22 protein-coding genes, 2 rRNA genes, 1 pseudogene and 1 riboswitch are annotated in these 25,371 nt (G+C 52.8%); of the genes and pseudogenes, 22 read left to right on the top strand and 3 right to left on the bottom strand.

The features are described 5' to 3' along the window. The 6 genes from K7397_RS15700 to K7397_RS21900 form a co-directional block, all read left to right on the top strand. Window positions 1–125 (top strand): 23S ribosomal RNA (locus tag K7397_RS15700); the annotation flags it as partial. Window positions 126–232: 107 nt separating this feature from the next. Next, a 5S ribosomal RNA gene (rrf, locus tag K7397_RS15695) occupies window positions 233–349 on the top strand. A gap of 408 nt (window positions 350–757) precedes the next feature. Further along, on the top strand, window positions 758–1,498 hold the full coding sequence (locus tag K7397_RS15690; RefSeq protein WP_337926742.1) for an acyl-[acyl-carrier-protein] thioesterase: 741 nt from the start codon (window positions 758–760) through the stop codon (window positions 1,496–1,498). Between the two features lie 284 nt (window positions 1,499–1,782). Then, window positions 1,783–2,517 (top strand): CAP domain-containing protein, encoded by a 735-nt coding sequence (locus K7397_RS15685; RefSeq protein ID WP_223068877.1) that lies wholly within the window; start codon window positions 1,783–1,785, stop codon window positions 2,515–2,517. A 146-nt stretch (window positions 2,518–2,663) separates the two neighbouring features. Further along, window positions 2,664–4,796, top strand: a complete 2,133-nt coding sequence (locus K7397_RS15680) for a DNA topoisomerase III (RefSeq protein WP_223068876.1) — start codon at window positions 2,664–2,666, stop codon at window positions 4,794–4,796. Between the two features lie 63 nt (window positions 4,797–4,859). After that, the gene (locus tag K7397_RS21900) at window positions 4,860–4,991 is read left to right on the top strand and encodes a hypothetical protein (protein WP_337926741.1); all 132 of its coding nucleotides are present in this window, start codon (window positions 4,860–4,862) and stop codon (window positions 4,989–4,991) included. Between the two features lie 258 nt (window positions 4,992–5,249). On the opposite strand, the gene K7397_RS15675 is transcribed toward K7397_RS21900, so the two are convergent. Continuing rightward, the gene (locus K7397_RS15675) at window positions 5,250–6,323 is read right to left on the bottom strand and encodes a YeiH family protein (RefSeq protein WP_237690964.1); all 1,074 of its coding nucleotides are present in this window, start codon (window positions 6,321–6,323) and stop codon (window positions 5,250–5,252) included. A 128-nt stretch (window positions 6,324–6,451) separates the two neighbouring features. On the opposite strand from K7397_RS15675, the gene K7397_RS15670 reads away from it, so the two are divergent. The 15 genes and pseudogenes from K7397_RS15670 to purD all read left to right on the top strand — a co-directional run bounded on the left by K7397_RS15670 (window position 6,452) and on the right by purD (window position 22,030). Then, window positions 6,452–7,348, top strand: coding sequence for a LysR family transcriptional regulator (locus tag K7397_RS15670; protein ID WP_223068875.1), 897 nt, complete (start codon window positions 6,452–6,454; stop codon window positions 7,346–7,348). Between the two features lie 77 nt (window positions 7,349–7,425). Next, window positions 7,426–7,689 carry a DUF1294 domain-containing protein gene (locus K7397_RS15665; protein ID WP_223068874.1) on the top strand — a complete coding sequence of 88 codons (264 nt, stop codon included), beginning with the start codon at window positions 7,426–7,428 and terminating at the stop codon, window positions 7,687–7,689. A gap of 90 nt (window positions 7,690–7,779) precedes the next feature. Then, window positions 7,780–7,944, top strand: a pseudogene (locus tag K7397_RS15660) (universal stress protein); the annotation flags it as partial. 211 nt (window positions 7,945–8,155) lie between these two features. Next, a riboswitch (purine riboswitch) is annotated at window positions 8,156–8,257 on the top strand. A gap of 129 nt (window positions 8,258–8,386) precedes the next feature. Next, on the top strand, window positions 8,387–8,887 hold the full coding sequence (gene purE / locus K7397_RS15655; protein WP_223068873.1) for a 5-(carboxyamino)imidazole ribonucleotide mutase: 501 nt from the start codon (window positions 8,387–8,389) through the stop codon (window positions 8,885–8,887). Then, window positions 8,884–10,059: a 5-(carboxyamino)imidazole ribonucleotide synthase gene (gene purK / locus K7397_RS15650; protein WP_337926740.1), complete on the top strand. Its 1,176-nt coding sequence runs from the start codon at window positions 8,884–8,886 to the stop codon at window positions 10,057–10,059. The genes purE and purK overlap by 4 nt, the downstream gene beginning before the upstream one ends. Further along, on the top strand, window positions 10,056–11,354 hold the full coding sequence (purB, locus tag K7397_RS15645; protein ID WP_223068872.1) for an adenylosuccinate lyase: 1,299 nt from the start codon (window positions 10,056–10,058) through the stop codon (window positions 11,352–11,354). Before purK ends, purB begins: the two co-directional genes overlap by 4 nt. 47 nt (window positions 11,355–11,401) lie before the next feature. After that, a complete protein-coding gene (locus tag K7397_RS15640) occupies window positions 11,402–12,292 on the top strand; it encodes a phosphoribosylaminoimidazolesuccinocarboxamide synthase (RefSeq protein WP_223068871.1) in 891 nt (296 codons plus the stop codon). Between the two features lie 155 nt (window positions 12,293–12,447). Further along, a complete protein-coding gene (gene purS / locus K7397_RS15635; RefSeq protein WP_223068870.1) occupies window positions 12,448–12,693 on the top strand; it encodes a phosphoribosylformylglycinamidine synthase subunit PurS in 246 nt (81 codons plus the stop codon). 5 nt (window positions 12,694–12,698) lie between these two features. Continuing rightward, window positions 12,699–13,388 (top strand): phosphoribosylformylglycinamidine synthase subunit PurQ, encoded by a 690-nt coding sequence (gene purQ / locus K7397_RS15630; RefSeq protein ID WP_223068869.1) that lies wholly within the window; start codon window positions 12,699–12,701, stop codon window positions 13,386–13,388. Next, window positions 13,366–15,609 (top strand): phosphoribosylformylglycinamidine synthase subunit PurL, encoded by a 2,244-nt coding sequence (gene purL / locus K7397_RS15625; protein ID WP_223068868.1) that lies wholly within the window; start codon window positions 13,366–13,368, stop codon window positions 15,607–15,609. Before purQ ends, purL begins: the two co-directional genes overlap by 23 nt. Continuing rightward, window positions 15,594–17,072, top strand: coding sequence for an amidophosphoribosyltransferase (gene purF, locus K7397_RS15620; RefSeq protein WP_223068867.1), 1,479 nt, complete (start codon window positions 15,594–15,596; stop codon window positions 17,070–17,072). Before purL ends, purF begins: the two co-directional genes overlap by 16 nt. Window positions 17,073–17,179: 107 nt before the next feature. Next, entirely contained in the window at window positions 17,180–18,223 is a 1,044-nt protein-coding gene (gene purM, locus K7397_RS15615; protein ID WP_223068866.1) for a phosphoribosylformylglycinamidine cyclo-ligase, read from the top strand. Next, window positions 18,223–18,837 carry a phosphoribosylglycinamide formyltransferase gene (gene purN, locus K7397_RS15610; protein WP_223068865.1) on the top strand — a complete coding sequence of 205 codons (615 nt, stop codon included), beginning with the start codon at window positions 18,223–18,225 and terminating at the stop codon, window positions 18,835–18,837. The genes purM and purN overlap by 1 nt, the downstream gene beginning before the upstream one ends. 288 nt (window positions 18,838–19,125) lie before the next feature. After that, window positions 19,126–20,673 (top strand): bifunctional phosphoribosylaminoimidazolecarboxamide formyltransferase/IMP cyclohydrolase, encoded by a 1,548-nt coding sequence (gene purH / locus K7397_RS15605; protein WP_223068864.1) that lies wholly within the window; start codon window positions 19,126–19,128, stop codon window positions 20,671–20,673. An 82-nt stretch (window positions 20,674–20,755) separates the two neighbouring features. Continuing rightward, on the top strand, window positions 20,756–22,030 hold the full coding sequence (gene purD / locus K7397_RS15600; RefSeq protein WP_223068863.1) for a phosphoribosylamine--glycine ligase: 1,275 nt from the start codon (window positions 20,756–20,758) through the stop codon (window positions 22,028–22,030). 82 nt (window positions 22,031–22,112) lie between these two features. Here the strand turns inward: purD and K7397_RS15595 are convergent, their stop codons facing one another. Together K7397_RS15595 and K7397_RS15590 are read right to left on the bottom strand one after the other, a co-directional pair. Continuing rightward, on the bottom strand, window positions 22,113–22,739 hold the full coding sequence (locus K7397_RS15595; protein ID WP_223068862.1) for a winged helix-turn-helix domain-containing protein: 627 nt from the start codon (window positions 22,737–22,739) through the stop codon (window positions 22,113–22,115). Window positions 22,740–22,878: 139 nt separating this feature from the next. Beyond that, the gene (locus tag K7397_RS15590) at window positions 22,879–24,186 is read right to left on the bottom strand and encodes an MFS transporter (RefSeq protein WP_223068861.1); all 1,308 of its coding nucleotides are present in this window, start codon (window positions 24,184–24,186) and stop codon (window positions 22,879–22,881) included. 174 nt (window positions 24,187–24,360) lie between these two features. On the opposite strand from K7397_RS15590, the gene K7397_RS15585 reads away from it, so the two are divergent. Continuing rightward, window positions 24,361–25,296, top strand: a complete 936-nt coding sequence (locus K7397_RS15585; protein ID WP_223068860.1) for a VOC family protein — start codon at window positions 24,361–24,363, stop codon at window positions 25,294–25,296. Window positions 25,297–25,371 lie beyond the last annotated feature (75 nt).

Below are 25,371 nucleotides of genomic sequence, written 5' to 3'. Positions count from 1 at the left end.
CCCCCCTCAAGATGAGATTTCCCAAATCGTAAGACCCCTTGAAGACGACGAGGTAGATAGGCTGGGGGTGGAAGTGCAGCAATGCATGGAGCTGACCAGTACTAATCGGTCGAGGGCTTATCCAAAACAAACCCCACTAAGTGAAAACTGGCGGGGCTAAGACGCAAAGAAGTTTCGTATCCAGTTTTCAAGCGATCAAGCTTGAAACAAGCATTTGTTATACAAATGCCCGTTTGGTGGCGATGGCGGAGGGGTTCCACACGTACCCATCCCGAACACGACCGTTAAGCCCTCCAGCGCCGATGGTACTTGGACCGAAGGGTCCTGGGAGAGTAGGACGCCGCCAAGCACAATAACCACTGTTGATCAAATCGACAGTGGTTTTTCTTTTGTCCACAGGTGGATAGCAAATGCAGACCGTTATTCCATCCACAATATGAAACCGAAAATCTCCAAAAATAAATATTGTACACAAGGAAAACAAAAGCAGGGCACTAATTCAGCGTTGTTTTGATAATTTTTTTCCACAAATGCACAAATTCATCCCCAATACTCACAGATTAGTTCACATTGACCCCAATTTTTTTGCATAGGCCCGGCAGTGTAAAGGCTGTTATTCACAGCGTAAGAGGCTTCAAATCTTCGGCCAATAGCGTTCAGACCAGCGAACGACGAAGCATTAAAGTACAGTTTGGAATAAATAGTGGTATTTTGGCTGCTTTCGGGTTTAGACTAGAACAAGAAGGGAGGATAAACTGTGGATAATAAGCAATTGATATGGATAGAGGAACGGACTGTTCATATGAGCGATGCGGATTTTCGAATGGGGTGCAGGTTATCCGTTTTGCTGGATATGCTGCAGCAGGCTGCGGATTCCGCGGCGAATGATCTGGGCATCAACTGGCGGGAGCTGCTTGCGGCAGGGATGGGCTGGATGCTGATGACGCTTGATCTGGATGTCCGGCGGATTCCTAAACTTGGAGAAACGCTGAGCATACGGACATGGAGCAAAGGGACTAAGGGGCCGCTCTGGCAGAGAGATTATCGGGTATTTGGAGCGGAGGAGGAAGAGGTGGCTGCCGGAAGATCCATCTGGGCGCTCGTGGACATTCATAAGCGGAGAATACTCCGTCCCACGGCACTTCCTGTCCAAGTAGAGGCTTATACGGGGGATTCGGTTGGGAATATGCCGGAAAAGGTGGCCATCCCGCAGAATATAGAGCTTTCAGAGGCGTTTCAATACGAGGTGAGGTACAGCGGCCTTGATATAAACGGACATTTAAACAATGCGCGCTATGCCGATCTTTGCTATGATGCGTTAACAGCAGGGGAACTTCAGACCCTTGATCTGCGCCGTTTTCAAATTACATATATAAAGGAAAGTAAAAGGGGAGACAACCTGTGCATCTTGCGTTCCGCATTGACGGACGGGCGTATTTTTATTCGAGGACAAGCGGAGGACACGGTTTATTTTGAAGCCTGTCTTCATTTGGGATAAGAGTAGCCGTACAGTCATATCGGAAAATAAAACGTGCGCAATTAACGCTTTAGGCCCTGCGCCTATCCATACATCCTATAAATAAAAAGCCAAAAGAACAGTTAACACTGATCTTTTGGCTTTTTTTTGTGGAAATATTGTCCAATCATCAATTAACCGAACAATCCGAACTGGAAATTCCAATATCTGAGGGGTTAGAAACGGCAGGCATTCATGCTACGATAGTAAAGGTTACAATAATGTTACCGGTTGTAACAAACTAGAGACAACAAGGAGATGACAGAATGAAATCAGCAAGGACAAAGCGTTTGGTAGCCGGAGGGTTTGCAGTATTACTATCTCTCGGAATTGTTCTGCCAACTTCCGCGTCCGCATCCAGTTATGTAACGAAGAGCGCAAATACGACCCATACATTGGATTGGTCCGTATATATAAATGAAATTGACTGGACTCAGATTATGAACCAGATTCAGGGGATTAACGGCCAGGTTCAAGAAGACCAGCCATCCTTCACTCCGCCAGCAGCAAAACCGCCTGCGTCCAAGCCTGTCCAGCAGCAACCATCGAATGCAGGTGCTCCTGCTCCTAAACCGTCAACGAATACCCCAGACAGCGGCAGCAAGCAGCAGGCTGGAGTGTCTGCGGATAAATCGCAGTTCGCTACCCAGGTCATCAGCCTGGTGAATCAGGAACGTTCAAAGGCTGGCCTTAAGCCGCTCGCCGGAGAAGGTGCTCTGAATACAATGGCGCTGGCTAAGGCGAAGGACATGAGCCAGAACAATTATTTCGACCATACGTCCCCGACTTATGGATCTCCTTTTGATATGATGAAGAAGTTTAATATCAAATACAGCTACGCGGGTGAAAATATTGCGATGGGCCAGAAAACACCGCAGGAAGTCGTAAAGGCCTGGATGAACAGCGCAGGTCACCGCGCCAATATTTTGAATGGTAATTTTACATTGATCGGTGTCGGCTATTATAACGGGTACTGGGCTCAAGAATTTGTAGGCAGATAATAAAGCATAAAACAAAGAAACCGGTGGGGATGGCTCCGCCGGTTTCTTTTCGCTATCATCAAAAAAGCATGACACCCAAGATGCTACTGCGGCATGACCGGTGGCAGAAATGTTATAATAAACAAATGGATAAAAAGGAGGTACCTATGAAAACATTGGTATTGGCGGAGAAACCATCGGTTGCCAAAGAAATCGCAAGAGTGATGGGGAGCCGCGATAAACATAAAGGATATTTTGAAGGATCTAAATATGTCGTGACCTGGGCGCTGGGCCATTTGGTGGGCCTCGCTGAGCCTGAGGATTATGATCATAAATATGCGACATGGAATCTGGAGGATTTGCCGATCCTTCCCAAGACTATGAAGCTGAAAGTGCTTCGGGAAACGGGGCAGCAGTTCAGGGCAGTTCAGCAGCTGATGCGCCGCGGCGATATCGGCGAGTTGGTCGTTGCAACCGATGCTGCCCGGGAAGGGGAACTGCTCGCCCGCTGGATTATCGAAATGGCGAAATGGAACAAACCGTTCAAACGGCTGTGGATTTCTTCCCAGACCGATAAGGCGATCAAGGAGGGTTTTGCCCAGCTGAGACCCGGCAACCAGTTCGACCGTCTGTTCCAGTCGGCAAGATGCCGGGCTGAAGCGGACTGGATGGTTGGGCTTAATGTAACCCGCGCGCTGACTACGAAATTTAATGCGCCGTTGTCCGCAGGCAGGGTGCAGACGCCTACACTGGGCATGATCATGGCAAGAGAACAGGAAATTACTTCGTTCCGGTCCGAAGAGTACGCAAGGATTAAAGTCCAGCTTGACGGATTTGAAGCGCTCTGGCGTGGGCCGGGCGGCGATAACCGTATTTTTGATCCGAACCGGGCGAAGGAATTGCAGAGCAAGTTCGAAGGAAGCAAAGGGACCATTGTCAAGGTGAAAAAAAGTGAAAAGACCGTTCCGCATCCGCTTGCCTATGATCTGACGGAGCTTCAGAGGGACGCCAACCGGCGGTTCGGACTTTCGGCCAAGCAAACGTCCAATGTGCTGCAGAAGCTTTATGAGCAGCATAAGCTGGTGACTTATCCGCGCACGGATTCCCGCTATTTGACTTCCGACATGGCAGGTACGCTCAAGGAACGGATTAGCAGTGTGGCAGTCGGGCCCTATGCCGCATTTGCCCGACCTTTGCTCAGAGGCAATCTGACACTCGGAAAAAGAATTGTGGACGACAGCAAAGTAACGGACCACCATGCCATCATTCCTACAGAGCAAACAGTGCTGCTGAATGCGCTCAGCAGTGATGAGCGGAAGCTGTACGACCTGATTGTCCGCCGCTTCATCAGTTTGTTCTATGGACCGGCCCGTTTCGACCAGGTGGCCGTAACCATTGAAATTAATGGCGAAACGTTTACCGCCAAAGGCATTACGATGAAGGACCAGGGATGGCGCGCCGTCTATGAGAATGCCGTTGTGGACGAATCCGAAGAGGATGAGGGAGAGGGCGAAGAGGAAACTTCGAGCTCGGCCCTGCCCGAGTTGAATGAAGGCATGAAGGTTAGCGTAAAGCGGTGCCGCCTGGAAAATGGCCGGACGCAGCCGCCCAAACGTTACACGGAAGCGGCTCTGCTGTCGCAAATGGAAAAGCACGGTCTCGGAACTCCAGCTACCCGCGCGGATATTATTGAGAAGCTGGTCAGCTCGGATACCATTGAACGTCAGGGAAATGCACTCCATCCGACAGGCAAGGGGAAACAGCTGATCGACCTGGCGCCGGCCGAGCTCCGCAAGCCGGAGCTTACCTCCAAGTGGGAGGCCGAGCTGGAGCGCATCGCAAAGGGGAACGGGAAGCCCGATCCTTTCCTGCATGACATCCGGGAAATGGCGGGGCAGCTTGTAAGCCGGGTCAAAGGCAGCGATGCAACCTACAAGCCGCATAATGTATCGAGCAGCCATTGTCCGGATTGCGGAACGAGACTGCTGGAAAAGAAGACAAAACGCGGACTATTGCTCATCTGCCCGGCAGAGGACTGCGGATACCGCCGGTCTGCCGAAAAACGGCTGTCCAACCGCCGCTGTCCGCAGTGCCATAAAAAGATGGAGCTGAGGGAAGGCAAAGCGGGCCTATACGTTCAGTGTCTTCCATGCGGCATCACCGAGACGGTCAACAAGGACGGGCAGCGCGTGAATAAACGCGAACAGCAAAAGCTGGTCAAACAATATGCCAAGCAGGAATCGCTGGGCGCAAATCTTGGCGAGCTGCTGAAGGCGGCCATGGAGCAGAAGGGCAAATAACCCGGCCACAGCGAATAAAATCCGTTTCGCCATGGGATGTTAAGCTTCAGGAGGTGATGGCCCGTGCCGTATCATAAACCGCGCAAGAATGACAACAAACAGAACAGATCAAGCATTATGGAAGAAGCCCGGGAAACAAAGCCGAATAAACAGGCGGACTACCCGCCGAGTTTAAACGAAGTCCCGAAACAGTAATCCTAAATCATCATAACCGGTCAAGCCGCAAAAGAAGCTGTTCCGAAAGCCGTTTTTGGCTAAAAGGACAGCTTCTATATTTTTCGTGCACAAGCTCGCCAGAGGAGGGTTTGCCACATGGCAAAAAAGGGAGCTGAAGCTGATACGCGGCTCCCTTTTCACATTTATATAATCGGTTCCGTCAGCAGCGAGATGGTGTCCCCGATGGATACGCGAATGTCCGGCCTTCCTAATCATTGGATTTGGGCCAGCAGACCTTTACATGGTAAAAAAGGAAAGCGCCGACAGGACTATTGAGGTTACCGCCATGGCCAACAGCGGCCCCGCGGCTTTGGCTCGCAGGTCCTTCAGACTGACGTTCAGTCCAAGTCCAATCATCGCCATCGTTAAAATAAATGTGGTGATGAAAGAAATGTCGTTCATGGCATGAGCGGGAATCGAGAACGAATGTCCCAACACATAGCTGTTAAACAGGCTCATAATGATAAAACCGATCAGAAACCACGGAAACTCAATTTGGGCGGTTGAACCGGCATCGCCTTGGGATTTGTTTTTCCTCTTCATCCAGTACATCAGAATGAAGCTCAGCGGCACAAGCAGGAACACCCGTCCCAGCTTTGCCAGCAGCGCAATCGCCAGCGCGTCGGTTCCGGCTGGAGCGCCGGCCAGGGCCACATGGGCGATTTCGTGCAAACTAACGCCGGACCAGATGCCGTACTGCACCGAACTCAAAGGCAGCATCGGTCTGAGCAGGGTATAGGCAATCGCAAACACCGTTCCCACCAGTGCGATCATGCCGGCGCCAATCGCCGTGTCCTCGTCTTTGGCTTTCAGAATTGGAGACACGGCCGCAATTGCCGCTGCTCCGCAAACTCCAGTTCCGATGCCAAGCAGGAGCGACAGGGACAAATCCGCTTTGAACCATTTAGCTAACAGCATCGTCAGCCCAATCGCGAACACAATCGTTCCCACGTCGCGGGCCAGCAGTCCCAGACCCCGTTGAAATACAACGTCAATATTCAGCTTCAGGCCGAACAAAATAATCGCAAAGCGCAGCAGTTTTTTGGCCGAAAACTGAACCCCGGCTCGTATTTTTTCCGGATAGCCCCAGATTTGCCGGTAGACGACGGCGATAATGATCGCGCAGGCCAGTTGGCCCACATGGTCAAAACCAGGTACCTTCGCCAGAAAGTAACCGATGAGCGCAATAAGGAAGGTAAAGCCGATTCCGCCAAGCGAGCGGAGGGCGGGAAAAGTTTTGGGGCGCTTCTGATCGGGAGAAGCATTCGGCCCCTCCGGATCTGGATGAGTCATAACGCTTTGCTGTTCCATCTGTTTTCCTCCGGTAAAAGATTTGATGCGTTCATCATATGCCTCATTCAAATATAAGTAAAATAAGTTATTATTATTTTTATAATAAGTAATTACTTATTATAAATTTCGCTGAAGGAGGCTATTTTATGGATCAGGCCCTGCTTGTTTTTATGACTGTTGCGCAGCAGCAGAATTTTACCCGTGCGGCCGAAGCGTTGCACATGACTCAGCCCGCCGTCAGCAGCTACATCCAGGGGCTGGAGAGGAGCCTGAACGCCAAGCTGCTGGAAAGAACCAATAAATATGTGCGTTTGAACAAAGCCGGCGAGATCGTGTACCATCATGCGGTGGAAATTTTGAGTTTGTATACACGGATGGAAAATTTGCTGGATGATTTAAAGCACACGGCGCACGGACCGCTCAGCATAGGATCAAGCTATACGTTCGGCGAATATATTCTGCCCCACGCCATCGCCTATTTGCGCAGCAGCTATCCCACGGTTCAGCCGAGCATTACGATTGCCAACTCCAAAGAAATTATCGAGCTGGTGGGCCTCCGCCAGTTGGACGCCGGTATTATTGAAGGGGAAATCAAGCAACTGGACCGGATCAGGGCAGTACCGTTTGCCGAGGATAAAATGTCCATTGCCGCCGGTCCGCATCATCCCTTGGCAAGCCAAACAGTCATCACGCCTGCAGATCTCAGCCGAGAAACCTGGATTCTGCGCGAAGAGGGTTCCGGGACGAGGGAAATGCAGGAGAAAGCGTTTGAACTGCTTGGATTTTACCCCGAAAATCTGATGGTTTTCGGCAGCACCCAGGCCATCAAAGAATCGATCGAAGCGGGTCTGGGAATTACCCTGCTGTCGTTTTGGACGATCCGCAAGGAGCTGGGGCTGGGGGCGCTGAAGCTGCTGGATACTTCGGGCTTTCCGATTCTGCGCCATTTTTCGCTTATTACGCCCGACCTCGAGTTTCAGACGAAAGCGACGGAAATTTTTATTGAAATGCTGATAGAGAACAAGGGGTTTCCGCAGCTGTGAAATTGTTTTTGAATAGGGGCGGATTTATAATTAAAGAAAGAAAAGGTTCACAATGGAGCCTAAGGAGGCATCGGCCCATGAGGGAAGCCTTGATGGCATGGTTTGTTTTCATCAACCTGATTGCTTACCTGGTGATGTCGGACGACAAGCGCCGGGCTCGGGAAAGGCGGGAACGCATCCCGGAGCGGACGCTGTTTCTGCTAGCGGCAATCGGTGGAGCGCTTGGCATCCTTATTGCCATGTACAAGAAGCGTCATAAGACACGTCATGGAAGCTTTGTGTTCGGTATTCCGCTGCTGCTGTTTTTGAATGCCGCGCTTTATACGTATTTTTTGCGATAACCCGCCTCAATGATCTGGTACATAGAAAGAGGTGGACATGATGTTATTCAATAAAATATTGCTGGCCTACGACGGTTCTAAAGCTTCGAACAAGGCTCGGCGGCGGAAGTGATTCTGGATTTTGCAGTCAAGAACGACAATGACGTTATAGTGATCGGCAGCCGAGGACTTGGCGGCATTCGTGAATTCGTGCTGGGCAGTGTCAGCCACAATGTGGTCCAGCATGCCCGTATTCCGGTGCTTGTAGTGAAATAACAGGATTGTGCCGAATCGAAAGGGAATGTCTGTTTTATAGCGGGCATTCCCTTTTATTTTTTGGAAAGGGGGAGAAATTTCATGCATTTTGTCGGGTTGGCAGGTAAAATACGAACATTTTGATTTTGCGAAAATGGAATGTTCGGGTTTAGTTGACATGACATGATCGGTATTGTTAAACTAGGTTTAGAAAAGCGCGAGGAAAATTCCAGGGCGCCAAATATAAGATTCTCGTATAAAGCCGGGAATAGGGCCTGGCAGTTTCTACCTGAAAACCGTAAATTTTCGGACTACGAGGGAATATTAAGGGGAAGGATAGATCGTGATGTCTTACCTTCTTTTGTTCTGTATTCCCGTGTAGTCCGATGTCATGAAAATACTTGTATTTTCGCGAGATATCGGACTTTTTTGCCTTAAAAAATAGAGGAGAGTAGGTCGAGTCATGTCAGCGCAGGTAGCTGTGATTATGGGCAGCAAATCGGATTGGGAAACAATGGTTCACGCTTGTAACGTGCTGGAGGAACTGAATATCGCTTATGAGAAAAAGGTCGTATCCGCACACCGGACGCCTGATCTGATGTTTGAATTCGCAGAAGAGGCGGCGGATCGGGGCATCAAGGTGATCATTGCCGGCGCAGGCGGTGCCGCGCATTTGCCCGGGATGGTAGCAGCGAAAACAACGCTTCCGGTCATCGGGGTTCCGGTCAAGTCGGCAGCGCTGAACGGGCTGGATTCGCTATTGTCGATCGTTCAGATGCCTGGCGGTATACCGGTGGCAACGGTAGCAATCGGCAAAGCGGGGGCAACGAATGCCGGGCTGCTGGCCGCGCAAATTCTCGGCGCTTTCGACAGCGATTTGATGAAGCGGCTGCAGGAACGCAGGGAGCGGATCGCAGAAGAAGTGCTGGAAAGCAGCTGCGATCTGGAGAAGGTGAAGCTGTGAGCGAGGGGCAAGTTAGACCCGGATCGACCATCGGACTGCTTGGCGGCGGACAGCTTGGACGGATGATGGCACTCGCCGGCGCCAATCTGGGTTACCGGTTCGTTACGCTGGATCCGACACCGGACAGCCCGTGCGGACAAGTCGCGCAGCAAATTGTCGCCGGTTACGGGGACAAGGAGGCGGCAAGGGAGCTTGCACATCGGGCGGATGTCATAACGTATGAATTTGAAAATGTGGACTCGGAAGTTGCGGCTCTGCTGGAGGAGCTGTCTTCCGTTCCTCAAGGCAGCAAGCTGCTGCACACGACACAGCACCGCCTGCGGGAGAAACGCGCGGTTGAAGCAGCGGGCGTCAAGGTCGCCCCGTATGCCGAAATCACTGGCGAGGAGCAACTGAGAGAGGCTGTTTCGCGTCTGGGAATCCCCAGTGTGCTGAAAGCCGCAACCGGAGGCTATGACGGCAAGGGACAATGGGTTATCCGGAGCGAAGACGAGATTGCCGAAGCCTATCAAACGCTCAGCAGCAGCGGGGCGGAGCTCGTGCTTGAACAGTTTATAACGTTCGACAAAGAGCTGTCGGTTATCGCGGCAAGAAGCCCGGGGGGCGAGATCAAGACTTTCCCGGCAGCCGAGAACATTCACTATGGCAACATTCTCCACGCCTCGATTGTTCCGGCCAGGGTATCCGGCGAAGTTCAGCAGGAGGCGGAGCGGCTGGCGGCGCGGATTGCCGAATCGCTTGAAGCGGTCGGCCTGCTGGCGGTGGAGATGTTCCTCACGAAAGACGGCGAGCTGTTTGTGAATGAACTTGCGCCGCGTCCGCATAATTCCGGGCATTATACGATGGAAGCATGCACGACGTCGCAGTTTGAGCAGCATGTGAGAGCCGTTTGCAACCTGCCGCTCGGACAAGCGAAGCTGCTGAGTCCCGTCGTTATGGTCAACGTGCTTGGCGAGCATCTTGAGCCGGTTGTGCAGCGGATGACGAGCGGCAAATGGCTGGAGCAGCCATCTGCAGAGACAGCGGATGTTGTGCCTAAAGTGCATTTATATGGCAAAAGCGAACCCGCGCCAAAGCGCAAAATGGGGCATATTAACCTGTTGTGCAGAGATGTGCAGGATGGGCTGAACTGGATTAAGCAAACTAATATTTGGAGGAATCAACAAGGATGATAGAACGTTACAGCAGACCGGAAATGAGAGCCATTTGGACGGAGGAGAACAAGTTCAAGGCATGGCTTGAACTTGAACTGTGCGCCTGTGAAGCGTGGGCCGAGCTTGGCGTCATTCCGAAGGAAGATGTAAAGGCGCTGCGGGCGAATGCACGCTTCGATATCGACCGGATCTATGAAATCGAGCAGGAAACGCGCCATGATGTCATCGCCTTCACACGCGCCGTTTCGGAAAGCCTTGGGGCTGAGCGCAAATGGGTTCACTACGGGCTGACTTCGACGGATGTCGTCGATACGGCGCTTGGGTTTTTGCTCAAGCAGGCCAATGAAATTTTGGAACAAGACATCGTGAACTTCATTGCGATTCTGAAGGATAAAGCGATTGCCTACAAAAATACGCCGATGATGGGACGCACTCATGGCGTGCATGCCGAGCCGACTACCTTCGGACTGAAGATGGCACTGTGGCACGAGGAAATGAAACGAAATCTGGAGCGCTTCCGCCGCGCGGCCGACAATGTGCAGTACGGCAAAATTTCCGGCGCGGTCGGCACTTATGCCAATATCGATCCTTTTGTTGAAGAATTTGTTTGCGGAAAGCTGGGTACATCGCCTGCACCAATCTCTACCCAAACGCTGCAGCGTGACCGTCATGCCGAATATATGGCGACTCTTGCACTGATTGCCACTTCGCTGGATAAATTCGCGACGGAAATCCGCGCGCTTCAGAAGAGCGAATTCCGCGAGGTTGAAGAAGCTTTCGCCAAAGGCCAAAAAGGTTCGTCGGCGATGCCGCACAAACGCAACCCGATCGGCTGCGAAAATATTTCCGGCCTCTCCCGCGTTATCCGCGGCCATATGGTATCCGCTTATGAGAATGTGACGTTGTGGCACGAGCGCGATATTTCGCATTCCTCCGTAGAGCGCGTCATTTTGCCGGATGCGACGATGCTGCTGAACTACATGCTGAACCGGTTCGGCAACATCGTGAAGAACCTGACCGTTTTCCCGGAAAATATGAAGCGCAACATGGGCCGGACCTTCGGCGTGCCGTTCTCCGGACGCGTGATGACCAAGCTGATCGACAAAGGCTTCAGCCGTGAGCAGGCTTATGACACGGTGCAGCCGCTGGCGATGCAGGCTTGGGAGACGCAGCGCCAGTTCCGCGATATTATCAGCGAAACGCCGGCGATTACGGAAGTGCTGAGCTCCGAAGAAATTGATGATGCATTTAACCCTGCGTGGCATTTGAAGCACGTCGATACGATTTTTTCAAAACTTGGGCTAAACAATTAAACGTTAAATACCGCTCTAGCGAAGGCGGGCAAAGGAGAGGGTTTTACTTGGCGCAACCTGCAGTTTCAACGGCAGTGGATCTGGTGGATTTGCCGCTTCTTTACAAGGGGAAAGTCAGGGAGCTTTATGACCTTGGCGAGCATTATCTGATTGTGGTGACAGACCGGATTTCGGCATTCGATTATGTGCTTGAGCCGGCTGTTCCGGACAAAGGCAACGTGCTGAACCGGCTGAGCGCTTACTGGTTTGAACGCACCGCGTCCCTGATGGAGAATCATGTTGTTCATACGGATGTGGAGCGGCTGGGGAGCGTCATCAAGGACAAGGAGCTGCTTAAAGACCGCGTGATGGTGACGCGCAAAGCGCAGCGCATCGATATTGAATGCGTCGTGCGCGGCTATGTCACCGGCGGAGGCTGGCGGCAGTATGTAAAAACCGGTGAAATTAACGGCATCAAGCTGCCGGAAGGCCTTCGCAAGAACAGCAAGCTGGAGGAGCCGATTTTTACGCCCGCAGCGAAAAATGACGTCGGCCACGATGAGGATATTCCGTTTTCGAAAATGGCCGGGATGGTCGGGCAGGAGCTGGCCGAGGAGATGCAGGCCCGTTCGCTCGAATTGTACGCCTACGTGCGTGACTATTGCGGAGAACGGGGCATTTTGCTGGCGGATTGCAAGCTGGAATTCGGCCTTTTGGATGGCAAGCTGATCGTCATTGACGAAATGTTCACGCCGGATGCTTCACGCTTCTGGGCCAAGGAGAACTACGCGCTGGATATTGAAATCGACAGTATGGACAAGGAGCCGGTACGGTCCTATTTGGCCCATTCCGACTGGGATGGAAACAGTCAGCCCGCTCCGCTGCCTCCTTCGGTGGTAGAGGAAACGACAAAGCGCTACCGTGAAATTTACCGCAGATTAACCGGCCGGGAGCTTTAGCTTCCTGGCTGGAGCAGCGATCGTAAGAAGGTTTTGAAGTGCTTTTTAGTTCACTTTAATAAATAAAACTTAAGCTGATCCTTCCGATGCGAGTTTTGTCGATGCTGCTCAGGAAGGTTATGCTATACAAAACTTTTAGGAGGAACACAGGGAACATGATGAAAGCAACGGTCTATGTCACCATTAAGCAAAGCGTACTTGATCCGCAGGGGGTTGCCGTGCAGGGCGCGCTTCATTCCATGGGATTTCAGGAAGTCGAAAGTGTACGAATTGGTAAGTATATGGAGCTGACGCTGGATACCAACGACCGCGCGGAAGCCGAAGCCCGTCTTAGAATGATGTGCGAGAAGCTGCTCGCCAACACGGTCGTGGAAGACTATCGCTTTGAATTGGAGGGCTAACATCCATGAAATTTGCTGTACTTGTGTTTCCGGGTTCCAACTGTGATATTGACTGTTATAAAGCGGTTGAGGATGTGCTCGGCGAACCGGTGGATTATGTCTGGCATACCGCAACCGACCTTTCGGCCTATGATTGCATTCTTGTTCCGGGCGGGTTCTCTTACGGAGATTATCTGCGCTGCGGCGCCATTTCCCGGTTTGCGCCGGTGATGGCTGAAGTGGCGAAGGCGGCAGAAGAGGGCAAATTCGTACTGGGCATCTGCAACGGATTCCAGATTTTGACCGAAGCTGGACTGCTGCCAGGCACGCTCCGCCGGAATATGGCGCTGAAATTCCGCTGTCACGATACCGTGCTGCGGGTTGAAAATAACAATACGCCGTTCACCAACGATTATGCGCCAGGAGAAGAAATTACGATCCCGATCGCGCATGGCGAAGGCAACTACTATTGTGATGAAGAAACGCTGGAACGACTGAAAGAGAACGGACAAATTGTTTTTAGCTATGTGAGCAATCCGAACGGTTCGGTTATCGACATTGCGGGGATCTCGAACGAGCGCGGCAACGTGGTCGGCATGATGCCCCATCCGGAACGGGCGGTTGACAAGCTTCTTGGCAGCGAAGACGGCAAACGCATGTTTACATCAATTTTAAAAGCTTGGAGGGATCGCCATGACACAGCAACTGTCCGCTAAAGAACCGACGGCGGAGCAAATCGCCGAGCAGCAAATTTACAAACAGATGGGTGTTTCTGACAGCGAGTACGAGCTGATCTGCGGTTTTCTCGGCCGTAAGCCTAACTATACGGAAATCGGCGTGTTCAGCGTGATGTGGTCCGAGCACTGTGCTTATAAAAATTCCAAGCCGCTGCTTCGCCGCTTCCCTGTTACTGGAGAACGGGTGCTGATGGGACCGGGCGAAGGCGCAGGGATTGTCGATATCGGCGACAACCAGGCTGTTGTGTTCAAGATTGAAAGCCATAACCATCCGTCTGCCGTTGAGCCTTATCAAGGCGCAGCAACAGGTGTAGGCGGCATCATTCGCGACATTTTCTCGATGGGTGCAAGACCGGTAGCTATTCTGAATTCCCTGCGCTTCGGTAAGTTGGAAAGCGAGCGCGTTAAATACCTGTTCGAGCATGTCGTATCCGGTATCGCCGGCTACGGGAACTGTATCGGAATTCCGACGGTGGGCGGTGAGGTCGTGTTTGACGACAGCTATGACGGAAATCCGCTCGTCAATGCGATGTGCGTCGGTCTGATCGATCATGACAAAATACAGCGCGGTGTCGCCAAGGGTGTAGGCAACCCGGTGTTCTATGTGGGGCCGCCTACAGGCCGCGACGGCATTCATGGCGCCACCTTTGCTTCCGAGGAACTGACGGAAGAGTCCGAAGCGAAACGGACGGCGGTTCAGGTTGGCGATCCGTTCATGGAGAAGCTTGTCATGGAGTCCTGCCTTGAACTGATTGACAGCGGCATCGTGCTCGGGATTCAGGACATGGGTGCAGCCGGACTGACCTGCTCCAGCGCCGAAATGGCTAGTAAAGCCGGAAACGGCCTCGAGCTTTATCTGGACCAGGTGCCGCAGCGCGAGGAAGGCATGACGCCTTACGAAATGATGCTGTCGGAATCCCAGGAACGGATGCTGTTTGTCGTTGAGCCGCAGCATGAAGCGCAGGCGAAGGAAATTTTCGACCGCTGGGGCGTCATTTGCGCCAAAGTGGGTAAAGTAACCGATGACGGACGCCTGAAGCTGTTCCATCTTGGCGAAATCGTCGGCGATATGCCTGTCACCGCGCTTGTTGACGAGTGCCCGATTTACAACAAACCGTCGGAGGTACCGGCTTACTACAACGATCAGGCAAATGTAGATACCCTGCGGTATGAAGAAATGACCGATCTGGGTGGAGCGCTGGACAAAGTACTCGGCTCACCGTCGCTCGCCAGCAAAGCATGGGTATACGAGCAGTACGATTATATGGTTCGCACGAGTACGGCAGTGCGGCCGGGCTCTGATGCAGGGGTTGTAACGATCCGGGGTACGCGCAAAGCTTTGGCGATGACAACGGACTGCAACGGACGTTTTGTTTATCTCGATCCGGAGGTAGGGGGACGAATCGCCGTCAGCGAAGCGGCCCGCAATATCGTTTGCTCCGGTGGGGAACCGCTTGCGATTACGGACAACCTGAACTTCGGAAGTCCGGAGAAGCCGGATATTTTCTGGCAGATGGAGAAAACGGTGAACGGTATGGCGGAAGCGTGCCGGGTGCTGGATACGCCGGTCATCGGCGGCAACGTCAGCCTGTACAACGAGAACGCTAAAGGCGCCATCTATCCGACGCCGGTTGTCGGCATGGTCGGCCTCGTACATGACGTGGACCATATTACGACACAGGGCTTCAAGCAGGAAGGGGACGTCATCCTGCTGCTTGGTGAAACCAAAGCTGAGCTTGGCGGCAGCGAATTCCAGGCTGTCGTTCACGGCGTAACGGAAGGACGGCCGCCGGAGCTTGACCTCGAAACGGAGAAAAAGCTGCTTGGTGCGGTTTTGACCGCTATTCAGAAAGGGCTTGTATCCTCGGCCCATGACCTCTCGGAAGGCGGGCTCGCAGCTGCCTTGGCCGAATCCTGCATCAGCGGCAGTCTTGGCGCCAAAGTTGCCATTGAAACACAGCTTCGTCCTGACGTCGCTTTGTTCAGCGAATCCCAATCACGGATTCTGCTGTCCGCATCGGCAGACAAGGCGGAGGAACTCGAACAATTTATCGCAAGTCAAGGAGTGCCGGTTTCTGTAATCGGACAAGTAGCAGGCAAAAGCTTGGAAATCGAGATCAACCGCGCTTCGGCCTTGAACAAACCGGTTGAAGGCTTGAAGCAGGTCTGGGAGGAAGCTATTCCATGTCTGATGAAATAAGACGGCAAAGTCTTTGGACAGGCGATTATTATAATCAGGGAACAGGACCTAACGATATATTTGATACGCTGAAAGAGGAATGCGGCGTCTTCGGTGTCTTCGGACATCCGGAGGCCGCGTCCTTGTCTTACTACGGTCTGCATGCTCTGCAGCACCGCGGCGAGGAAAGCGCAGGGCTTTGTGTAACGGACGGCAACGAATTCCATTACCACCGAGGAATGGGCCTTGTAAAAGAAGTGTTCGACAAGGATCGGCTCACCTCCTTGATCGGCGACCGCTCGATCGGCCATGTGCGTTACTCCACCAGCGGCGACAGCCGTCTGACCAACGCCCAGCCGCTCGTATTCAAGTACAGAGACGGCGATCTGGCGGTGGCGACGAACGGCAATATCGTGAATGCGCCAAAGATCCGCAAGCAGCTTGAGCAAAGCGGCTCGATCTTTCAGACTACGAGCGATACGGAAGTCGTGGCACATCTCATTGCCAGATCCTCCAAACCGCTTGTCGAAGCGGCCAAGGATGCATTCCGCGACATCGTCGGCGGATTTGCGTTTCTGCTGCTGACCAACGACAAGCTGATCGTCGCCTGCGATCCGCACGGCCTGCGTCCGCTGTCGATGGGACGGCTCGGCGATGCCTATCTGTTCTCGTCGGAAACTTGCGCGTTCGAGACGATCGGCGCGGAAACGGTCCGCGACATCCAGCCGGGCGAACTTTTGATTCTGGATGCGGACGGCCTGCATGAGGACCGTTTCGCAGAGCCGGAGCGCAAGGCGCTGTGCGCGATGGAATATATCTATTTCGCGCGTCCGGACAGCGATCTGAACGGGGCCAACCTGCATTCCGCCCGCAAAAGAATGGGCAAACGCTTGGCGCAGGAATCGTTCGTCGACGCCGATGTTGTGACCGGCGTGCCGGATTCAAGCATTTCGGCGGCGATCGGCTACGCGGAGCAGACCGGTATTTCTTATGAGCTTGGCCTGATCAAGAACAAATATACAGGCCGGACCTTCATTCAGCCGAGCCAGGAGCTGCGCGAGCAGGGCGTGAAAATGAAGCTGAGCGCCGTCCGCCGTGTCGTTGAAGGCAAACGCGTCGTCATGATTGACGACTCCATCGTGCGCGGTACGACATCGCGCCGGATTGTCAATCTGCTCCGCGAAGCCGGGGCAACCGAGGTGCATGTGCGCATCACCTCGCCGCCGTTCAAAAATCCGTGCTTTTACGGCATCGATACGCCGGACCGCAAAGAGCTTATCGCGTCCTCGAAATCCATTGCCGAAATTTGCAAGGAGATCAACGCCGACTCCCTGGCCTTCCTCAGTCCGGAAGGACTGGTTGAAGCCATCGGCGGCAGCAATCAGTCGGATTACAAGGGCGGCCTCTGCATGGCCTGCTTCGACAACGATTATCCGACACGGACCGATTTCGACGGTGAGGAGAAGTTTGGCTGCGGGTGCTGAGGGAAGAAACTGAAGCACCATTCGCCAAACAAGCGGTTTGTACGGTATCACTATGCTGTTTAACTTAGTGAAATAAATATTATATCCCCTAAGGAGAGTGTCTTTACGTGTCTGAAGCATACAAAAGCGCCGGTGTCGATATCGCGGCGGGTAATGAAGCAGTCGAGCGGATGAAGAAACATGTGAAGCGGACATTCCGCCCGGAAGTTTTGACCGATTTGGGCGGCTTCGGCGCTTTGTTCGGCTTGAACAAAGACAAATATGAGGAACCGGTGCTGGTATCCGGCACCGATGGTGTCGGCACAAAGCTGAAGCTTGCTTTTGCGATGGACAAGCACGATACGATCGGCATCGATGCCGTGGCGATGTGCGTGAACGATATCGTCGTGCAGGGAGCGGAGCCGCTGTTCTTCCTCGACTACTTGGCTTGCGATAAAGTCATCCCGTCCAAGATCGAAGCAATCGTCGCCGGAATCGCCGAAGGCTGCGCCCAGTCGGGCTGCGCCCTGATCGGCGGGGAGACGGCGGAAATGCCGGGCATGTACGCGGAAGGCGAATACGACATCGCCGGCTTTACGGTCGGCGTTGTCGATAAAAGCAAAATTATTAACGGCAGCACCATAAAAGCCGGGGACGCGGTCATCGGCCTTGCTTCCAGCGGCGTGCACAGCAACGGATTTTCGCTGGTGCGGAAGCTGCTGCTGGAAGATGGCGGTTACAGTCTGAGCGATGAGCTTCCAGAACTGGAAGGCGCCAAGCTCGGCGATGTTCTGCTTGAACCGACACGGCTTTATGTCAAACCGGCCCTTTCGCTGATCGACAAAGTTCAGGTAAAAGGAATGGCGCATATTACGGGCGGAGGCTTTATCGAGAACATTCCGCGCGTCCTTCCGGAAGGCGTAAATGTCGAAATCGACTACGGCTCATGGCCGATTCTGCCGGTGTTCAAACTGCTTCAGGATAAAGGCGGCGTGTCCAACCGGGATATGTTCACAACATTCAACATGGGGATTGGTCTTGTCATTATCGTCGCTGCCGATCAGGTGGAAGCTGCGCAAGCGGCGCTCGCGGACGCGGGAGAGAAGCCGTATGTGATCGGCAGAGTCACCGAGGGGTCCCGCGAAGTGACCTTTACGGGGGCTGAAGTCTAATGACACCGTTTCGGATTGCGGTGTTCGCATCCGGCCAGGGCAGCAACTTTCAGGCGTTGGCCGAAGCGGCGGCCGCAGGCCGGCTTGGGGGCGCCACTGTGGACCTGCTCGTCTGCGACAAGCCCGAAGCCCCTGTCGTTAAGCGTGCGCAAGCCTTAGGAATCGACACGTATCTGTTCCGGCCCAAAGAATACGACAGCCGGGAAGCGTACGAAGCCGAAATTGCCTCGGAGCTTGCAAGGCGCGGCATTGATCTGATCGTTCTGGCCGGATATATGCGGCTGCTTACTGCCGTGCTTGTGAAGCCGTATGAAGGGCGAATGATCAACATTCATCCGTCGCTGCTGCCGGCTTTTCCCGGCAAGGACGCGATCGGTCAGGCGTTGGATTACGGCGTGAAGGTCACCGGCATCACGGTGCATCTGGTAGACGGCGGGATGGATACGGGCGCGATTGTGGCCCAGCAGCCGGTTGAAATGGTCCAGGGCGAGAGCAGGGAGTCGCTTGAAGCCAAAATTCATGCTGCAGAAATGAAGCTTTATCCGCAGGCCGTGTCCGCGTTTGCTGAAGGCAAGGTCGTAATCGAAGGCCGAAAAGTGACGATTAGACATTAAACCGAGCCGTACTACGCAGGGAGCAAACAATTCGTACGAATATCGTTTCTTTTGTCAGGTTATCTTGAAATCATTAGAGCCGTTTCGATATTTCCCGAGAAATATTTGCGTATTCAATGGAATAAAGCGCATGCTGTCATGCGGTTTAATAATCCGTCGATTGCCCGTGAATAAAGCCTATAAGCCCGGGCTTAAGCAAACCGGAAACCGGGTGAAATAAGGCAGCTGCTCATCATTCAGAAAGAAGCCGTTTTTCCCCTGATCACCAAATTTAAGGAGGTCCTATCTTTGAGTATGAAAAGAGCGCTAGTGAGCGTATCCGACAAGTCCGGCATTGTGGAGTTTTGCCGTGAGCTGTCCAATCTGGGTGTGGAAATTATTTCGACAGGCGGAACCAAAAATCTGCTTGCCAAGGAAGGCGTTCCTGTTATCGGAATTTCGGATGTAACAGGCTTTCCTGAAATTCTGGATGGACGCGTAAAGACGCTTCACCCTGCCGTGCACAGCGGCTTGCTGGCCATCCGCGACAGTGCGGAGCATCAGGCGCAGATGAAAGAGCTTGGTCTGGATTATATCGATCTTGTAGTTGTCAATCTGTATCCTTTCCAGGAGACGATTGCCAAGCCTGATGTCGAATATGAAGAGGCCATTGAAAATATCGACATCGGGGGTCCGACCATGCTGCGCTCTGCTGCCAAAAACCATGCTTTTGTCAGCGTGGTTGTAGATTCTGCAGACTATGGCACCGTGCTGGACGAAATTCGCAAAGACGGAGATACGACGCTGGATACGCGCAAACGTCTCGCAGCCAAAGTATTCCGTCATACCGCCGCTTACGATGCGCTGATCTCCGACTATTTGTCGAATGTGACGGGCGATCCGCTTCCTGAACGGCTGACGGTTACTTACGAGAAAATTCAGGACCTCCGCTACGGAGAAAATCCGCACCAGAAGGCCGCCTTCTACCGCAAGCCGCTTGCGGCTGCCGATACGATGACAACTGCGGAGCAGCTACACGGGAAAGAACTGTCTTACAACAATATCAATGACGCGAATGCGGCTTTGCAGATTGTAAAAGAGTTCGAGGAGCCTGCCGTTGTCGCCGTCAAGCACATGAATCCTTGTGGTGTAGGCATCGGCGGCAGCGTGCTGGAGGCTTACCAGAAAGCATATGCCGCGGATCCGACATCGATTTTTGGCGGCATTGTGGCCGCAAACCGGATCATCGACGAAGATACCGCTCTGCTGTTGAAAGAGATTTTCCTTGAAATCATCCTGGCCCCAGGCTTCACCCAGGACGCGCTTGATGTGCTGACCAAGAAGAAGAACATCCGGCTGCTCAAAATCGGCGATCTGAAAGCAGGCGAAGACCGCGAGAAAAACTATACGATTACAACAATCGACGGCGGAATGGTCGTTCAGGAAAGCGATGTTCACTCCCTGAACGTTTCGGACCTGAAGGTAGTAACGGACCGGCAGCCGACGGAAGAAGAGCTGAAGCAGCTGCTGTTTGGCTGGAAGGTAGTCAAGCATGTAAAATCGAATGCGATTGTACTGGCCAAGGACAGCATGACAATCGGCGTAGGCGCAGGTCAAATGAACCGTGTGGGCGCAGCCAAAATCGCCATCGAGCAAGCCGGCGAGAAGGCGAAAGGCAGCGTGCTCGCCTCGGATGCGTACTTCCCGATGGGCGATACGCTGGAACTTGCGGCTAAGTCCGGAATTACTGCGGTTATTCAGCCGGGCGGCTCGATCAAGGACGAAGAGTCGATCCAGGTAGCCAATGAATACGGCATAGCGATGGTATTTACGGGCGTCCGCCATTTCAGACATTAATCAATAATCGGTTATTTTGGCATTTGGACTATATATTAGGGCCCGCGAAGGCGGGCTTTCTTTCTATCAAAGGAGGAGAATCATGGATATTCTGGTGGTTGGGGGCGGCGGCCGCGAGCATGCGATATGCTGGGCGCTGTCGAAAAGCGCAAAAGCCGGACGGATTTACTGCGCGCCCGGCAATGCGGGAATCGCCCAGGTGGCCGAGCTTGTTCCGCTTCCGGTCAGCGATTTTGACGGCTTGACGGCATTCGCCGAGGAGAAGAAAGTCGGACTCGTCGTCATCGGGCCGGATGATCCGCTGGCTGAAGGCATCGTCGACGCGTTCGAAGCCAAAGGCATTCCGGTATACGGACCGCGCAAAAACGCAGCTCACATTGAAGGCAGCAAAACATTTATGAAGGATCTGCTCAAGAAATACGGCATTCCGACAGCCGCCTACGAGAAATTCGACAATTACGAAGCGGCGCTGGCTTATTTGCGGGCTCAGCAGGTGCCTATTGTCATCAAGGCTGACGGTCTTGCGGCGGGCAAAGGGGTAACGGTTGCCTTCACCCGTGAAGAAGCCGAGCAGGCGCTTGCCGATATCATGGTCAGCAAGGTGTTCGGAAGCTCCGGAAGCCAGGTTGTCATCGAAGAGTTTATGGAAGGACAGGAAATGTCGATCCTTGCCTTTGTAGATGGCGAAACGGTACGTCCGATGGCTGCGGCTCAGGATCACAAACCGGTCTATGATGGTGACAAAGGTCCGAATACCGGCGGGATGGGGACTTACTCGCCGCTGCCTCATATCGCGGAAGCAATTATTGAAGAAGCGATCGAGACGATCATCAAGCCGACCGCGAAAGCGATGGTGGCTGAAGGACGGCCGTTCCGCGGCGTCCTGTTTGCGGGCCTGATGATTACGCCGGAAGGCAAGCCGAAGACGGTCGAATTCAATGCCAGATTCGGCGATCCGGAGACCCAGGTCGTGCTGCCGCGGCTGAAAACCGATCTGCTGGATATTTTTCTTGCCTCACTGAATGGGACGCTGGATCAGATCGACATCGAATGGAGCGAGGACGCGGCCGTTTGTGTTGTACTGGCTTCGCCCGGATATCCGGCTTCTTATCCGAAGGGACTCCCAATTACTGGACTGGAATCCGCTGAAGCTGCAGGCGGAGCGCTTGTGTTCCATGCCGGAACCGGTAAAACCGAGGCCGGTGAATGGGTGACAAACGGGGGACGTGTGCTTGGCGTTGTCGGAATGGGCAGCGATATCGCTGCTGCGAGGGACAAAGCGTACGAGGCGGCAAACAAGATTCATTTCGAAGGCAAGCATATGCGCACTGATATCGCCGCTAAGGCACTGGTTTAGAACAAATTCCATATGGCAATAAAAGAAGCGCCGCAGATTGTTTATACCGGAGGGTCCGGAAAAATAATCTGACGGCGCTTGTTTACGTTTCGTTAGAGGGTGGCTCCGAATTTGGATTTCCTGTGGAAGAAGCAGAATCATTATTGGATTTCTGAATTCCCCCTGTCTCATTAATTAAAGACAAAAAGATTTCATGGGTATAAATATGGGCTCCCCTTCTCTTAGAGACATAAGGTTCGATCAGGGCTTCAAAATCTTTAACGAGCTGGGCGGCTTCTTCTTTAGTCATGTAAAGAGAATTATTGACCAGATGTCCTGATGTTTTCCGGGTTCCGTCAATACTGCTTAAAAATTTCTGCTTACTCATTTCATACATTTCCTGAATCAGCTTTTGGGTTTCGGAGAGATACACTTTCTCCAGCTCGGCTTTAATTTCCGACTTTAGCCGGATGTCCCCCTGGAACGGTTCATAGTATTTGGCGACAATCCCGTTGATCTCGCGTGTTTCAACAACCTGCAGCAGCTTGATGCTTTCCAGCTTCTTCACGTGGTAATACACCTTGGCAGGCACTTCCCCGAGGGAATCTGCAACTTCCTTGACGGTGGCAGGCCTGCCGAATTTATTAAAGCCGTGAAATATTTTGAGCCGATACGGGTCCGAATAAATTTTGATCTCTGCCGGTGTTTTCAATTCCAGAATGTCCCTCATGGCGCCCACCCCTGACGAGTCTCGTTCAACTCATTGATTCTATCATTATAAAGGAAGGGGAACTGGAATACAAAGCAGCCTGCCTGTTATGAGGCCAGACAACAAGATCTGTCATAGCCGGATCAATCCATTCATGGAGCTAGATACTTCGAAAAGCCTTATAGTTAAAAAGTCCAAGCGCAAGCAGCGCGATAACCGAGCCAATTATGGCGTATAGATGTGGAATTGGGACCAGGTCAGCAACGAGACCGGTTAATGTCCCTCCGAGCGGTACGGCACTCAGGCACATCATGCTGATCAAGGCGGAAATCCGTCCAAGCATATGTCCGGGAGTAACCTCCATGACATAGGAGCGCAGAGGGGCGGAAGCCAGGCTGACCGAGGCTCCTAACAAGGACATGAGCCCAGCAGCGGCGGCCAGAGCATATATGCCAGGGAGTGCAGGAGGCAAGCTAAGCAGCGCTAAGCAGATTCCCATCAGCAGTATCGCCGACAAAATCAGCGTGCTTTTCCGAAAGCGGTCGCCCCATTTCGCGATGGCCAGTCCCGAGAGGATCATGCCGCAAGTGAGGCATATCCCGAGCATGCTTAACCCTCCCGGGCCCGCATGCAGCAAATCCTTCACATACACGATCTGCAGCGCGTTTATCGGGGCCAGGCAAAAATTAACGAGCGCGGCCAGAATAATGGAAGTGAAGATAAGCAAATTCCCTCTGACATAGCTGAAGCCCTCTTTAAGCTGGATGATATAAGCTTTATATGCGCTCGGCTTGCCGGATGTTGCAGCTTGGTCCGGGACGGCAGTCTCTGCGAGCGCTGTAGCGGGATTTGCCGCATCAGCGCGGCCGCTGCTTACGAAAGTCAGAATAACGGCTGAGCATAGAAAAGTGGCCGCATCCACCCACAGCGCGCCGGCATTGCCGATCAGAACAACGATGCCACCGGCAGCGGCCAGACCGACAAGCTCCGCCGTTTGCGCCATAGAGCTGGACAAGGAGTTACCTTTCAGGAGGAGGAATTTGGGCAATATGCGTGGAATCCACGAGTTTTCCGCTGGAGAAGCGAAAGCCTCGAAGGAAGAAATCAGCAGGGTGAACAGAAACAGATGCCATACTTCGAGCCGGCCGGTCATATACAGCAGTCCGGTCACAAATACAAGCAGGCCGCGTCCGTAATCGGCACAGATGACGATAACCTTTGTGGACCATCGGTCCACAAATACGCCTGTAAAAATGCTCAAAACAATAGCAGGGATGCTGTTCACTGCAAACAGCGTCCCCATCAGCAGCTTGGAGCCTGTCAGCATATACACGATCCAGCTGTAGGCAATGGCATCGATCGAGTCGCCGAAGCGGGAGATCATTTTGGCGAGCAGCAGCAGCAGGTAATCTTTGTTTTTGCCCAGGGAGGACCCTGCGGTTTGCGATTGAACTAAAACCTGTTCCATAGTGACCACCTTTCAAAATAAATTAATCATTAAAATATTTTTAACGTTAATATTATTTTACTGATAATCATTTGAATAGCAATCCTTTTTCGCAAATCTGCATGAAAGATGATTTCAGGCTGATGAATCTTTATAATAAAAAGAACGAGCCTAAATGCCGGAGGAGGTTTCAGGTTGCTAAAAACGGCGGGTATTCATCACATTACTGCATATGTAAATGATGTACAGGCAGGCGTGGATTTCTATGCGGGCTTATTGGGACTTCGTCTAATCAAACAGACGATCCATTTTGATGCTCACGATGTATATCACTTGTATTTCGGCAATGAGTCCGGTCACCCGGGCACGATTGTGTCTTTTTTGCTAAAGGAGGATTTTCCTTCGGGGCGTATCGGAAGCGGGCAGGTCGGCGTTACGGTTTATGCCGTGCCTTCGGGCAGTCTGCTGTTCTGGCGCCAGCGCCTTAAGCGGTACGGGGTTGATTATATGGAGATACACAGGTTCGGTGAGGATTACCTGCGGTTTACCGACAACGCCGGACTCTTGATTGACCTGGTGGAACGCGGGAAAATCCCCGACAGTGCAAGGACCTTTGGCGGCGTTCCGGGACAGTACGCAATAAAAGGGCTGGACGGTGCGCTGCTGTTTAGCAAGGCCCCTTGGAAGACTGCGACGGTGCTTGAAGATATTTTTGGCCTGACGAGTCGCGGCCAGGAGGAAGGGCTTGTCCGTTATGAAGCTCCCGGGGAGACCGGCTGCCGGATTGATCTGAATACGGATCCGATTCCAACCGGGATCCCGGGAGCCGGAGTAGTACGTCACATTGCCTGGCGGGCAAGGAATGAGAGCGAGCAGCTGATGTGGCAGGACATGCTCGGAGCCAAAGGATTTGATCCCTCACCTGCTGTTAATCTGGAATATTACAAAAGCGTGTATTTCCGCGAGCCCGGGGGCATTCTGTTTCAGGTCGCGACGGACTCGCCGGGCTTTCAAACCGATGAAACGGCGGGACAGCTCGGCAGTGAACTGATGCTGCCGGAGAGCTGCGAAGCCCAAAGGGGAACCATTCTGAAAGGGCTTAAGCCCTTTCGGGTAAGAGAACTGGGATAAGCTTGCCCTACTGACAGTAATAGCCTTATCCAATACACGTGCATAATGTTACAATAGCAATAGATGTGTCATAGA

Origin of the sequence: Paenibacillus caui, from assembly GCF_019904135.1 — a bacterium.
GTDB lineage: Bacteria > Bacillota > Bacilli > Paenibacillales > Paenibacillaceae > Fontibacillus > Fontibacillus caui.
This window is presented reverse-complemented; position numbering and strand designations above follow the sequence as displayed.